This is a genomic window from Polynucleobacter sp. HIN5 (assembly GCF_030297555.1).
GTDB lineage: Bacteria > Pseudomonadota > Gammaproteobacteria > Burkholderiales > Burkholderiaceae > Polynucleobacter.
Genome location: NZ_AP028136.1, coordinates 546840 through 561378, shown reverse-complemented (window position 1 = coordinate 561378; position 14539 = coordinate 546840). Strand labels below are relative to the sequence as shown.

Genomic DNA, 14539 nt, shown 5'->3' with positions numbered 1-14539 from the left:
TTACCTTTCTCTTACTGATGTATTAGGGCTCACCCACTTTCACCTTACGCACATTGGGTCGATCCACAAAGCTATGAAGCTGCTTTCGACCCTGATCAGTCGTAAGGTGCGCTCCGTAGAACTGCTCGATGACGCCTTGCGAGGTTCTAGCGTTCTTCGCCAGTAATAGCGTATCGACGTTCCCGAACATTAAACGGTACATGATTGACGTATGACGCAGACTATAGAGCTGAAGGTTTTTCCCTGTCTTTGTTTCGAGCTGCGACTCTTCAATCACCTTACGAAATAACCTCCCCCACGTTCCCATCATGGTTGTACGGTTCTTGTAGTTTGGGAAAAATACATAATCATCAGGATCCAGATACGGTGAGCCCTCGAGTTCTGCGAGAGCCTTGGTGCGTTTATCTTTCCCATACTTGTCTTTTCCAGTAATCGCTTGCGCAGCTTCGAGTTTCGCTTTGTGATCGGCTTTTCTAAATTGAACTAACTCATCATAGATCTCGACTGAACTGGGCATAGCTTGAACTTCATACGCCGTTGTCTTTGTCGCTGGATGACGTAACGCTAACCAAGACACATCATCACCGTGTTCATCTTTTCCGTTTTTCTTGGTGATGTGTTTGTGCTTGAGTACCTTAATATCGGTTGGGCGTAAGAAGGAATTGACCATGAACTTATTGAGTAAGCGCATCTCTTCAGTGATCGGAACACCCCTCACCTTCACGCCTTCTTTCGCCAGTCGATCGCACACCTTGTTAAGACTCGTGTATTCGCCTTTGGTGAAGTAATCCCGCTTTTCTTTCGTCTTTAGGCGACCTGTGATCTTTGGAAACTGAGGAATGACCTTTAAGACGCCTTCTTGAACGGCGTACTTGAAGATCTTGCTCATGAGGGAGAGGTAGTGTTTCTTGGTAGCGGGAGCGAGATCCTTTTTATTTAACTCCTCCATCATCTCGACCAGATCACCATACTCAATTTCATCGATGTTCTTGACCCCGAAATGCGGGATTAAGAACCCCTCCACTTTTCCCTTGTCGTTGAGATAAAGGCTCTTTTTCGCAGTTGTCTTTTCATGGACGACTAAGGCGTTGGCTAAAACAGCGAAGGAGCGACTTTTGACCTTGGATCGGGGGTTGGCTCGAACGTTAATTAAAGCGTCCTGATAGGTCTGCTTAGCAAAGGCGTAGGCGTCCCGTTTATTCCCCTTTTTGGCGTCGATTCCAGTCGACCGAACCGTATAGCGACCATTCACGAAACACCGAGTCCACCAATACGGCGAACATTCCACCCGAAAGATCCGAACATGGCTGGGTGCGCTCGGTACCGATTCAAAGCTGTCAGGGATGGGTTTACTTTTAGAACTCACGGTAGTTAGATGGTAGCGTAATCCTTGACTCTAGCCCAGTCTTTTGTTGGACTTTTTTCGGTAAAACCTTCGGGTATTTTAGCTCTATTTTGACGTACCTCGGCTCATCACCATCCACCAAACAACACACTACCGCAGACAAAAGTACAAACAAATACATGAAACCGTAATGAAAACATCATAATGTGGCGGATTATCAAATAAACGATTTATGCGTCTTTTAGTAATAGCTCTCCTGTTGTTTACCTGTCTACCTGTTTTTGCTCAAAGGGTTGAGAGTTATCGTCCCGAGCCAGCAACGTACGAAGCACCAAAAGAAACAGCGGGACAAAAACTAATACCCACGGAGTATGAAATCTTTGGATTTCCAGTCAACGTACACGGTCAAACAACCTACATCAACCAACGCTATCCAAACTTTAATGCGCAATATAGCGGTCCGAATAGCCTAAAAAGTAATCACTCGCTAAGTTATACATGGTCTGGAACGCTATTTTTAGGCGCCAGAATAGCTCCAAACACTGATGTTTACTTCAACCCGGAGGTGATCTCAGGCGTACCATTTTCAGGCTTGGTGGGTTTGGGTGGGTTGAGTAACGGTGAAGCAAATAAAGCCACAGGGTCACAAGCGAAGTTTTATTCCGCTCGGGCTTTTTTACGATCAACCTTTAATCAAGATGGTGAAAAAATTTACCTTGAAGATGAGGCGAATCAAATTGCGCAAACGGTAAGTACTAATCGTGTTGTTATAACTGCTGGTCAATTTTCTGCTTTGGATATTTTTGACGATAGTCGATACGCTAAAGATCCGAGAACGCAGTTTATGAACTGGGGTAATTTAACTTATCTTGCTTATGACTACGCTGCGGATAGTAGAGGCTACGGTTGGGGTTTAGCTGGGGAATGGTATTTGGAAAACTGGGTTTTACGTGCGTCACGAATGACGACACCGAGAGATCCAAATGGTTTACCGATCGACTGGAACATCATGAAGCACTACGGCGATCAAATTGAAGTAGAGCGCGGACATTCAATTAGCAATTTACCTGGGAAAGTTAGCGTCTTAGCGTATCGTAACAAAATGGTACTGGCTCGCTTTGCTGATGCGACAAATTACGTTATTCAAAATAACGCTCAAGGTACTCAAGCTATTAACAATGTTCGTACTAATGAACAATTTAAGACAGGTTTTGGTCTTAATGCTGAACAAGCGATTACCAATGATGCTGGTGTTTATATGCGTATATTTAAATCCGACGGACAAACGGAGACAATGGCGTTTGCTGAGGCTGATAATTCCATCTCTATTGGTGCTGGAATTAATGGTAATTCGTGGTCTAGACCAGCGGATACCCTCGGAATATCTTTAATGCGTAATGGATTATCAAACGCTCGTCAACAATATCTAAAGGCTGGTGGGGTGTCATTTTTCATCGGCGACTACGCAGGACCAGGACAAACAATTACCTATAAACCTGAGCAAATAGCTGAGATTTACTATAACGCCACAGTTATCAAAAGGGTCTTGGCTGGCGTGAACTTACAGCACATTCAAAATCCAGCATATAACGCTGCTCGTGGACCCGTAAATATTCTCTCCTTCAGAATTCATGCGGAATATTAACCGTCATTTTGGCTAAAAAAATGGGTATTGGACAGCTTCTTAGTTTGATGGTAAGTTTGATGGTATTTAGACTACCGACCTGTAAGCCAATATTTAAAAGGAGTTTATACCTATGTCATTCGGGATTTACGCACTCATAACCCGAAGGTCATAGGTTCAAATCCTATCCCCGCAACCAGTCTCTCAAGTTTTTCCAATCAAAATATCTATTTTTAGGTATTCATTCTTGTTGACTATTCGTGATGCCACAATCGCTTTTGCTTGGGTCTTAGGAACTCAACGGTAAGGTCGTCAGTAGTGGTGCGCCAATGCTGTGCGCCAGTATGCGTGGTTTCAAGAAACGGAATTTGATTGTCTCGATACCGTTCCTTCACAACGCTATGTGGATGACCATACCGATTTCGGTATCCGTGCTGAGAAAACGCCGCGGTTGGCTGGATGGCATCTAGCCATATCTGTGATGATGATGTTTTGCTACCGTGATGTGGGACCATGACCACCACCCTCTTGGGCTTTTGGTAACCCACATCCTCTAGACGCCGAGCGTGCTCATGCTCTCCTCGTTTTTCAATGTCGCCTGTTAACCAAAAACTTGTGTGGGAATTGCGGATCTCCAGCACACAACTATTTTCATTAGGCTTTCCTCGGTGCGTATCTGCTTTAAAGCTTACTTCCTCAGACGGATGCCAGACTTTAAAGTCCACACCATCCCATTGCCATTCTTGACCAAACTGACATGGCAGTGCTGGTATGGATGATTGTTTGAGGTCATTCATTAATGGATGATGTTCTGGCATCGTACCCAAAAATGATTGGATCTTTAGGCTCTTCATTAGTGTGCTGGCGCCAGCAATGTGATCTAAGTCTTTATGGCTAATGACTAATCGATCTAGTCGATCAATCCCCTCTCCACGAAAGTACGGTAGCAATAACCGCTCCCCAGCATTGTCATTTTTTCCGGAAAGTGGGCCAGCATCATATAAGAGCCGATGCGATTTTGTCTCAATGAGGACTGCGGTGCCCTGCCCAATATCAAATACATAGGCCCTAAATTGACCATGATTGATCGTGTGGGCCGCTTGCCAAAATAATGGGGCGCAAAGTGCAAGTCCCACAATCCGACTCATCAGATGACTTGCCATCGGACCCGGACGAATATGCCAATAGATCCCCACAGTCGATAAAGCTATAGCCCATAGGGTCGGTTGGTGGGACCAATGGACTGCCCAATCAAATTTTGCTAGCCAATTCAGGTATTTTGCGGTCCACTCCATTGCTCCATGCGCAAGCTGGAGAAGGATTGGTGCAAACCATTCGGGAAGAATCGCGCCAGCAATCGCTAAGGGGGTCACAATAAAACTAATCACCGGGATTGCTATTGCATTGGCGAATGGCGACACGATGGATACCTGGTAAAACCAATATAAAGTGCACGGTATCAACGCAATGGTCACAATCCATTGCAAGCGGCAAGATTCAAAAAAGGCTTGTTTGAGTTGTTCGAGTCGACTGCGTTCCCACTCACTCCCATTCGGGATACCAATGAGACTTGATGAGGAGCCCATGCCATACAAAATAATGGCTACCGCGCCAAACGACAACCAGAATCCTGGGGTGTAAGGAGCCATAGGATCAATTACCAGAACCAAAAAGAGGGCAATCCACCAAATATCAAAGGCGCGTGGGATTCGGGAAGTCCAGAGCGCAAAAGCCACGATCCCAACCATGTAGAGTGTTCGTTGAGCTGGTATTTGAAATCCAGCTAACCAGGCGTATAAAAACGCAGTCAACAACCCAGTGGCAGCTGCAACTTTTTGAACAGGAATGATGAGCGGCCATTCACGACGACGCCATATCCAAGCCCCCAGCATCGCACCTAATCCAGAAAGCATCGTGACATGTAAACCCGATATCGAAATTAAATGCCCGACACCAGTAGCATTAAATACCCGCCAATCGGATTGCGCGATGGCATTTTGATCGCCAATCACCAAGGCAATTAATACCCCAACATAAGGTGCAGAGGGCTCTAGAGCCGCTTTGATCTTATTGCGAAGTCGCCAACGTTGATACTCGACGGCTGTTTTTAATGAAATCCATTGAGATTCTTGAATTCGCTTACCTGACCTAACCGAGCCATGCGCTCCAAAGCCTTGATGAAACATCCATCGTTCAAAATCAAAGCCATGCTCATTCATTAAGGTGTGCGGTCTTTTAAGTTTGACAACAAATTGCCACTCTTCACCCGGAGCAATCTCTGGAATCAAACGATTTTTTTGCCACACCCCACTCCAACTTAAGTAGATTTTTCTTGGCAAGGACTCAGATTGAACATCATTCCAGTCAACTACCTCAAAGGCAAAGCGCTGATGTTGATGATCACCACTAGGTAGTTGATCGACATATCCCCGAATCGTTAACTCCTGATCTTCAAGAAAAATTGGTAAGGGCGATGCAAGTCTCTCCTTTGCATAATGAAAGTGATAGCCCCATCCCAATAATGCCAAGGCCAGTGAAACTGCGAGGGGCGAGAGAATGCGATTACGATTAAGTAAATAATAGCTAATGATCAGCAAAAAGATTCCGGAAAGAACGCTTACTTCCAGGCCATGATTCGGCAATTTGGGTAAAAAGAGAAAAGCTGTCCCTCCGGCAATCCATGCCGTAATTGCGATGCGTAGCACGTTATTGGTTCAGAAGTTGGCCCCAACGCGGTAGGGCCTGACTCATATTGTGAATGACAGCTTCTGAAAGAGAGTTTGGCTGCACGCCACGGATTTCTGCCAAGACATGGGCAATACGAGGTAAAAATGCTGGCTCATTGCGTCGCTCTTGTTCAGAGCGCAACCATGCCGGTGGAATATCTGGCGAATCGGTCTCGGTCACAATAGCATCGATCGGTAGCTCTTGAATGAGCCTACGAATTTGTAGAGCTCGCTCATAGGTCGCAGCACCCCCAAACCCCAATTTAAATCCCAGCTCAATAAATTGGTGGGCCTGCTGAAAACTGCCATTAAATGCATGGGCAATGCCGCCACTTAAATTTCGTTGGCGAAGAGCCTTCAAAATCATATCTTGCGAACGACGGACATGCAAAATCACCGGAAGTTGATGGTGTTGGGCTAGGTCCAGTTGCGCATGAAAAAAGAATGCTTGTCGATGTGGATCCAACTCTGCCACAAAATAATCTAGACCAATTTCACCAATACCCACAAAGTGAGGATCATTTTTAGCATTGACTACTGCAGTCTCTAAGGTTTTTAGATCACGTTCGCTAGCACGATCGGTATACAGGGGATGAATGCCTAGGGTGTAGACCAAATATGGAATCTCATGCTTGAACCGATGGGTAAGTTCTCGAACGCTCTCAAAATCCTGAGCTCGAACCGCAGGTAATAAGAGGCCTACTACGCCAGCGCATTTTGCACGCTCTACGATACTCCCGATATCACTCAAAAATTCTGGGGCATCGAGGTGGCAATGGGTATCAAGCCACATCGATCACTATTCCCTAAATGGCTCGAGTACACCGCGGGTCAAACGCAAAATACGATCACACCGTTTGGCCCGAACGGGATCATGGGTCACAATCAAAAATCCGGTGCCCTGCTCTTTGGCAATATCGAGCATTAAATCGAATACCCGATCAGCAGTCTCAGTATCCAAGTTACCGGTTGGCTCGTCGGCCAATACACAATCCGGTTTTCCAACCAAAGCACGCGCCACGGCAACCCGTTGACGCTCACCTCCCGATAACTCCGCCGGGGTATGATGCAGACGCTTTCCTAAGCTAACTGCATCCAATAGGATCCTTGCTGGCGCTTCTGCCTCTTCCTGACTCAAACCTCTAATGCGCAAAGGTAAGGCCACATTCTCAAGTGCTGTTAATTCGTCAAGCAGATGATGAAACTGATATACAAAGCCTAGATGTTGATTGCGAATTCGATCAAGCTCCTTCGGGCTCATCCGATTGAGTAATTGACCGGCCAATTCCACCTCACCAGCACTGGCTGTATCCAATCCCCCCAAAAGGTGAAGTAAGGTGCTCTTACCAGATCCCGATGATCCGACAATGGCCACCTTCTCGGCTGGGCTTAACTCCAAGTCAACCGATTTAAGCACCTCTACTGCATTCACACCTGTTCCATAGGTTTTAGCAAGCTGAGACGCTTTTAGTACTGGCTTACTCATAACGCAGCGCCTCAGCTGGTTTGACCTGTGCCGCCCTACGGCTTGGGTAAATCGTTGCAAGAATCGATAGAACAAACGCCATGATTCCTACCTTTAGCACGTCATCGAGACGTACATCCGATGGTAACTGACTAATGAAATAAATATCTCTGGGCAAGAACTGTACTCGGAAGAGGGTTTCGATAAACGGTACGATCACATCAATATTAAGAGCAATGAGTAATCCAAACGCCACCCCAAGCAGTGAGCCCAATAGGCCGATTGCCAAACCTTGCACTAAAAATATGCGTTGTACCAGTCCAGCACTCGCTCCCATAGTTCGCAAAATTGCAATGTCTGCCTGCTTATCCGTCACCGACATGACTAGAGTGGAAACTAAGTTGAATGCCGCTACCGCAATAATTAAGGTCAAGATAATGAACATCATTTTTTTCTCGGTTTGAACTGCAGCAAACCAATTGCGATTTGAGCGTGACCAATCACTGACCCAAAGCGCTTGCGGTACGACTTGCGCTAAGCGCACCGCAATTTCAGGGGCCTTTTGCATGTCATCGACCTTGACGCGCAAACCAGTCGGGTCGGTCATTCGCAATAAAGCAGCAGCATCTTTCCAGTGCATTACCGCCAAAGTACTATCGTATTCATAATGGCCGCTATCCACCATACCAACAACCTGAAGAGCCCTCATTCGCGGCATCATTCCTGCAGGAGTTAGGTCACCTTCTGGAACTAATAGGTTTACACGATCACCAACTCGTACACCAAGCGTGCCTGCCAGCTGCGTTCCAAGCACAACCCCAAATTGCCCGGGCTTCAGATCGCTGATTGAGCCCACGATTAATTGCTTGGGTAGATCGGACACTCGACCCTCTAAGGCTGGATCAACACCCCGCAGAACAACCCCACGCATCGATTCAGCTCGAGAGAGAAGACCCTGCGAGCTCACCATTGGGGCAACCCCTAGAACATGAGCTTGCTTTGCGAGTGTCTCGGCGATTGGCTCCCAATCCGATAAGCCATTGGGTGAGGTAATTTCAATATGGGAGAGAACGGAAAGCATGCGGTCTCGCACCTCCTTCTGAAATCCATTCATGACTGAGAGCACCACAATTAGGGCTGCAACCCCTAGTGCGATCCCAGCCATGGAGATTCCAGAAATGAAGGATAGAAACCCATCGCGCTGACCAACCGCCTTCCTACGCCGCGAGCGCGTGTACTTTAGGCCAATCTCCAGTTCAATCGGAATCTTCCACATCTTCACAGTTTAAGCAATTAGCACCACCTACTGAGCAAGTTGAGTAATTGCCACCTAAAATTAGGGTCATGAGTCGACAAATTAGCATTCTTCTATCCGGCGAGGATCAGCTCAACCACGACATTGCGTATGCACCCAAAGCCTTGCCGCATGAACGCTATTTGATTGGCGACTCCTTTGCTCTTGGCAGCGCCCTTCATGCAAACCCAAATGATCAAATTCAACTGTGCATTGAACCGGTTCATTTGCATGCGACACGCGATCATCTTGTTCTGCTTCCATTATCAGAGTTATCGATACCCACTAATGAAATCATGATCTTGATGGAAGAGGCAAATACCATTCTGAATGAAGAAGGAATTATTCCAATCTCGCGTGGTCCAAATGCTTGGATTTATGCTGCAAACGATTATGAATCACTCTACACCCACAGTGTGGCACAGGCTACAGGACGTAATATCGATTGGTGGCTTCCCAAAGACACTGTTGTGTCAGGTTTAGCTAAACGTTGGCGCCGGATTCAGAACGAAATCCAAATGCACTGGCATATTCACCCCATTAATGAAGCGCGGGAGGCGCAAGGATTAGCCCGAATTAATTCAGTATGGGTCTATGGGATTGGTAAAACAACCGATATTGCTTACTCGCCTGAATTAATGAATGCAACTCAAATGATTAGCGATCATCCCTGGATGATATCGATTGCTGCACAGCGCGGCATCCCTCTTTTGAGCTCAGAGTCTATTCAATGGGAACAACAAGCAAGCAATACCTTTGTGTGGGTAGACGATATTCATAAGCAATGGCCAGGCCTAATGCAAGCGATGCTCGAACACGATCTAGAAATCACGCTAATTGATTTTCCGCAAGGCATCCGCAAACGCACACTTCGAGCCAAAGACTATCAGGGCCCCGCATGGAAGTTTTGGCATAAAAATCAGCCACCGACCTGGGAAGAGTTACAGGCATGAGTGTTTTTAGCCAACGTACCTACCCAAATGAAGTTACTGCAAGCTTAGAAGGGCATGGCATAGACCCTCTCTTTGCCCGCTTATACGCTGCTCGAGGTATTCAGGAGTACTCCGACTTAAGTCTTGAGGCAAAGCATTTACTACCGCCCTCTTCACTGAAGGAGTGTGAGACAGCGGCCAGATTATTGGCCGATGCGATTGCCTCAAAACGATCGATGGTGATCGTCGCTGATTACGACTGTGATGGCGCAACCGCCTGTGCCGTTGGAATGCGAGGGTTACGTATGCTGGGGGCTTCAGAGGAGCAATTGGGCTACTTGGTTCCAAATCGCTTCACGATGGGGTATGGACTAACCCCAGAGGTAGTTGATATGGCGCTTGAATTCAATCCAAGACCATCGCTCTTAATTACGGTTGATAACGGGATTGCTAGCCATCAAGGAATTGACTATGCCAAGATACACGGCATCGATGTTCTGGTCACTGATCATCACCTACCCAGCGATCAGCTACCAAACGCTCTTGCAATCGTCAATCCCAATCAGCCGGAGTGTGCGTTTTCAAGCAAGGCACTCGCAGGTGTTGGGGTGATGTTTTACATTTTGATTGCCTTACGAGCCCTATTACGCGAACGTGGTGTATTTACTGTCGAGACCCAGCCAAAACTCGAGCAGCTCTTTAGCTTAGTAGCGCTTGGCACAGTGGCAGACGTTGCCCAACTCGATCGCAATAACCGCATCCTGGTCTCACAAGGTCTCAGAAAAATACGTCAGGGTCTCGCGCCAGCGGGATTACTCGCCTTATTTGAGGTGGCTGGACGAGATCCCAGAGCTGCCAGCCCCTTTGATCTAGGATTTGCCATTGGGCCTCGCCTAAATGCTGCTGGTCGCTTAGCCGATATGAGCTTAGGAATTCAATTACTGCTATGTGACGATCAGGTTCGCGCAACATCGCTTGCACAGGAACTTGATCGCATTAATCGAGAGCGGCGCGTGATCGAGTCCGGTATGCAAGAATCCGCGCTTGCGAGCCTTGCTAATTTATCCGTTAATGAACAACCAGCACTCTGCTTATGGCATCCTGATTGGCATCAGGGTGTAGTGGGCATTGTTGCCTCGCGACTAAAGGAACGCTTTAATCGCCCAACGATTGTTTTTGCACCTGCCGATGATGATTCTGGTACTCGATTGCTACGCGGTTCTGGTCGATCGATTCAGGGCTTTCATCTGCGTGATGCCCTTGACTTAGTGTCCAAAAAATACCCTGGGCTCATTTTGAAGTTTGGCGGTCATGCTATGGCTGCAGGCCTCACCATTCACCAGTCCGACTTTGATGACTTTGATAATTACTTTCGAGAAATCAGCTCAAGCCTACTCGATGATGAGATTTTGCAACGGCGCTGTATCCATGATGGCTCTTTGGGTCCAGACCAATTCACCGTTGAGGTCGCTGACCGGTTAATGCAAGAGATCTGGGGACAAGGTTTTCCGCAACCCCTCTTTTATGGTGAATTTGAGATACTCCAGCAGTCGCTGATGAAGGATAAGCACTTACGTCTTTTGCTGCGCCCGATGGTGAAGGGCGAAAGCGTTGCCCCCGTCGCTTCAGCAGTTTGGTTTAATCGCACTCAAACACTACCGCAACTTGCATTTTTGGCATTTCGTCTAGTGAGTGATCGTTTTCGTGAAGAGGCTCGGATTCAGCTAATCATTGAAGCCATTGATGATCCACTCCAATAGACGCTTAGCCGTATAATTTGCACATGGAAGCCGAACAACTCAATCAAATTACCAACGCCTTTAAAGATCTCCTTGCTCGCGAGCAAGCCCTTCGGGGGTATCTTTGACTTTGATGCCAAATCAAACCGCCTAATTGAAGTCAATCGTATTTTGGAGGATCCCAAAATTTGGGACGATCCAAAACAAGCCCAAGCCTTTGGGAAAGAAAAAAAGTTACTTGAAGGCATAGTGAGCACCCTAACTGATTTGCAGCAAAACATTATTAGCAGCATGGAGCTAATGGATCTTGCTCGCGCCGAGAATGACTTAGATACTCTGCTATCCCTTGAGGCTGATGCTGCCTCGTATGAAAAGATTATTGCTGACCTCGAATTTAGGCGGATGTTTCATAATGAAATGGATCCTTGCAATTGCTTTATTGATATTCAGGCGGGGGCTGGCGGTACCGAAGCTTGCGATTGGGCCAGTATGCTATATCGCCAATACCTCAAATACTGCGAGCGCAAAGGCTATAAAACAGAGATTTTGGAAGAGTCCGATGGTGACGTTGCCGGTATTAAAAGCGCCACGATTAAGGTTGATGGGGAATATGCGTATGGTCACCTTCGCTCCGAAACGGGTGTGCACCGCTTAGTCCGTAAATCACCATTCGACTCCTCGGGTGGTCGCCATACCTCATTTGCCAGTATTTATGTCTATCCCGAAATTGATGACTCGATCGAGATTGAGGTCAATCCCGCTGATATTCGAACCGACACGTATCGCGCATCGGGCGCTGGTGGTCAACACATTAACAAAACTGACTCTGCAGTTCGCCTCACTCATATTCCAACGGGTATTGTGGTGCAGTGTCAAAACGACCGCAGCCAGCATCGCAACCGGGCTGAGGCAATGAGCATGCTCAAATCACGTCTTTACGAGCATGAGATGCGTAAACGCCGTGCCGAGCAAGACAAGTTAGAGGCCAGCAAAACCGATGTTGGCTGGGGGCATCAAATCCGCTCTTACGTACTTGATCAAAGTCGCATTAAAGATTTACGAACCAATGTTGAGATCTCGAATACCCAGAAAGTCTTGGATGGTGATCTTGACGCATTTATTGAGGCCAGCCTTAAACAGGGCGTGTAAGATTCTGCTATGAGTAATTTAGACCAACAAGACCCATCAATTCCAGCACAGGATGAAAATCACATCATTGCCGAGCGACGTGAGAAGTTAGCAAAGCTACGCCAAGCAGGAGTTGCATACCCCAATGATTTTGTACCAACTCACCTGGCAGCTGACCTTCATCAGCATTACGACTCATTTAATAAAGAAGAATTAGCCGGCAAACGTGTTCATGTCAAAGTTGCCGGCCGGATGGTACTCAAGCGCGTCATGGGCAAGGCTAGTTTTGCGACCATTCAAGATCGTAGTGGACAAATTCAGTTTTATATCAGCGATGATGTCACTGGCAGTGATGTTCATGCGGCCTTTAAGCATTGGGATTTAGGCGACATCATTGCTGCCGAAGGCTATTTATTTAAAACCAATAAGGGCGAGTTATCGATTGAGTGTTCGACACTAAGACTTTTAAGTAAGTCCTTACGCCCACTACCCGATAAATTTCACGGGCTTGCCGATCAAGAATTAAAGTATCGGCAACGCTATGTGGATCTGATTGTGAATCCGGATAGTCGAAATACGTTCTTGGCACGCAGCAAGGTGATCACTTCACTACGTCGTCACATGACCGAAGCACAGTTCATGGAAGTCGAGACACCCATGCTCCATCCGATTCCGGGTGGTGCCGCAGCGAAACCATTTATTACTCACCACAATGCACTCGATATGCAAATGTTTTTGCGTATCGCTCCGGAGTTGTATCTAAAGCGCCTGATCGTAGGCGGCTTTGAACGCGTTTTTGAGATTAATCGTAATTTCCGTAACGAAGGTGTAAGCCCCCGCCATAACCCCGAGTTCACCATGATGGAGTTTTATGCGGCCTATACGGATTATCGGTGGCTGATGGATTTCACGGAGAATCTGATTCGCAGTGTAGCCATCGATGCCCAGGGGACTGCGACCCTCACCCACCAAGGCCGCCCACTGGATCTTGCCAAACCCTTTGACCGTCTGACCATTACCGAGGCGATCTTAAAGTACAGCCCACTTTCGAAAAAATCCTATACCGCTACTCAGCTAGAGGATCCTGAATTTATTCGTGGTGAGCTTAAGAAAGGTGGTGAAGACCTCAATGCTCCGTCACTAAAAAATGCTGGCTTAGGAGCCCTACAGCTTGCCTTATTTGAACTGGTAGCTGAAGAGCACCTTTGGGATCCGACGTACATTATTGACTACCCCATCGAAGTGAGTCCGTTGGCGCGCGAGTCTGACACTCGCAAAGGAGTAACCGAGCGTTTTGAGCTTTTTATTACAGGCCGTGAAATTGCAAATGGTTTCTCGGAACTCAATGATGCCGAGGATCAAGCCGAGCGTTTTCGAAAACAAGTGGCGCAAAAGGATGCCGGCGACGAGGAGGCCATGTATTTTGACCACGACTTCATTCGGGCGCTTGAGTACGGTATGCCCCCTACCGGAGGCTGCGGGATTGGCATTGATCGATTAGTGATGTTACTGACCGACGTACCCAATATTCGTGATGTGATCCTGTTTCCTCATTTACGTCGGGAAGACGAATAAACCTAATGCTCTTTTAAGCGAGAGCTTTTAGCAACTCGCTCATAAAAGCCATCTGGCTTATTTTTCACCCACTCAATGAAGCGTTGCATCTGCGGATGTTGGCGAATCGCTTCTGCCGAGTTCAAACGTCTTGCTAATTCGGTCTCGGTAAATAAAGCGTGGATCTGACGATGGCAGATCCGATGCAAATACTGTGTTTCCCTGCCACCCTTAGAGCGTGGAATCAGATGATGCGCATCCATTTGTGCAGAAGGAATCTCGCGCTCACAAATCGGACAAATAATCGGATTAGGGGTGACTGATGGCGCTTCGATTGAATCAATTTGCTTTTGGCGAATTCGACCCAACATAGATTTGAGAACTAATGATTTTCTTTAGCATGATTGATTGAATACTTGGGGATTTCAATCACTAAATCTGTTTTAGCAACAATGGCTTGACACGACAGACGGGACTGAGGCGACAGACCCCAGGCGCGATCGAGCATATCCTCTTCATTTTCATCAGGCTCATTAAGACTTGCAAAGCCCTCGCGCACAATGACATGACATGTGGTGCAAGCGCACACCATATCGCACGCATGTTCAATTTCAATATCATTAGCAAGCAAGGTCTCACAAATACTAGTCCCTGGCTCAGCTTCAATCACTGCACCATCGGGGCAATACTCAGAGTGTGGCAACACAACAATTTGGGTCATTACATTTATCT

General features: G+C 47.0%; 12 protein-coding genes. 5 read left to right on the top strand and 7 right to left on the bottom strand.

All coding sequences use genetic code 11. The features are described from left to right. Positions 1–22: 22 nt before the first annotated feature. Positions 23–1366, bottom strand: a complete 1344-nt coding sequence (locus QUE61_RS02950; protein ID WP_286307515.1) for a hypothetical protein — start codon at positions 1364–1366, stop codon at positions 23–25. Positions 1367–1577: 211 nt separating this feature from the next. Here QUE61_RS02950 and QUE61_RS02945 point away from each other — a divergent pair, with 211 nt between their 5' ends. Next, positions 1578–2990, top strand: coding sequence for a carbohydrate porin (locus QUE61_RS02945; protein ID WP_286307513.1), 1413 nt, complete (start codon positions 1578–1580; stop codon positions 2988–2990). Between the two features lie 233 nt (positions 2991–3223). Here QUE61_RS02945 and QUE61_RS02940 read toward each other — a convergent pair whose 3' ends face one another. Genes QUE61_RS02940 through QUE61_RS02925 form a run of 4 tightly spaced genes read right to left on the bottom strand, consistent with a single transcriptional unit; the run spans position 3224 to position 8436 of the window. Further along, positions 3224–5674 carry a DNA internalization-related competence protein ComEC/Rec2 gene (locus QUE61_RS02940; protein ID WP_286307511.1) on the bottom strand — a complete coding sequence of 817 codons (2451 nt, stop codon included), beginning with the start codon at positions 5672–5674 and terminating at the stop codon, positions 3224–3226. Position 5675: 1 nt separating this feature from the next. Continuing rightward, positions 5676–6488, bottom strand: coding sequence for a TatD family hydrolase (locus QUE61_RS02935; protein ID WP_286307509.1), 813 nt, complete (start codon positions 6486–6488; stop codon positions 5676–5678). A gap of 6 nt (positions 6489–6494) precedes the next feature. Beyond that, complete coding sequence (locus tag QUE61_RS02930) at positions 6495–7181, bottom strand: ABC transporter ATP-binding protein (RefSeq protein WP_286307507.1); 687 nt, start codon at positions 7179–7181, stop codon at positions 6495–6497. After that, complete coding sequence (locus QUE61_RS02925; protein ID WP_286307505.1) at positions 7174–8436, bottom strand: lipoprotein-releasing ABC transporter permease subunit; 1263 nt, start codon at positions 8434–8436, stop codon at positions 7174–7176. Before QUE61_RS02925 ends, QUE61_RS02930 begins: the two co-directional genes overlap by 8 nt. Positions 8437–8504: 68 nt before the next feature. Between QUE61_RS02925 and QUE61_RS02920 the strand changes: the two genes are divergently transcribed. From QUE61_RS02920 to lysS, 4 genes are all read left to right on the top strand, one after another. Next, on the top strand, positions 8505–9407 hold the full coding sequence (locus QUE61_RS02920; RefSeq protein WP_286307501.1) for a hypothetical protein: 903 nt from the start codon (positions 8505–8507) through the stop codon (positions 9405–9407). After that, positions 9404–11146 carry a single-stranded-DNA-specific exonuclease RecJ gene (recJ, locus tag QUE61_RS02915; RefSeq protein WP_286307499.1) on the top strand — a complete coding sequence of 581 codons (1743 nt, stop codon included), beginning with the start codon at positions 9404–9406 and terminating at the stop codon, positions 11144–11146. Before QUE61_RS02920 ends, recJ begins: the two co-directional genes overlap by 4 nt. A 23-nt stretch (positions 11147–11169) precedes the next feature. After that, positions 11170–12274, top strand: a protein-coding gene (gene prfB, locus QUE61_RS02910) for a peptide chain release factor 2 (protein WP_286307498.1) whose coding sequence is annotated in 2 segments (ribosomal slippage) — positions 11170–11241 and positions 11243–12274 — 1104 coding nt in all. Because the reading frame shifts where the segments join, the coding sequence is not laid out codon by codon here. A 9-nt stretch (positions 12275–12283) separates the two neighbouring features. Then, positions 12284–13828, top strand: a complete 1545-nt coding sequence (gene lysS, locus QUE61_RS02905) for a lysine--tRNA ligase (protein WP_286307496.1) — start codon at positions 12284–12286, stop codon at positions 13826–13828. Positions 13829–13830: 2 nt separating this feature from the next. Here the strand turns inward: lysS and QUE61_RS02900 are convergent, their stop codons facing one another. Both QUE61_RS02900 and fdx read right to left on the bottom strand, forming a co-directional pair. Continuing rightward, a complete protein-coding gene (locus QUE61_RS02900) occupies positions 13831–14178 on the bottom strand; it encodes an HNH endonuclease (protein WP_286307494.1) in 348 nt (115 codons plus the stop codon). An 11-nt stretch (positions 14179–14189) separates the two neighbouring features. Next, positions 14190–14528, bottom strand: coding sequence for an ISC system 2Fe-2S type ferredoxin (fdx, locus tag QUE61_RS02895; RefSeq protein WP_108508053.1), 339 nt, complete (start codon positions 14526–14528; stop codon positions 14190–14192). Positions 14529–14539: the final 11 nt, after the last annotated feature.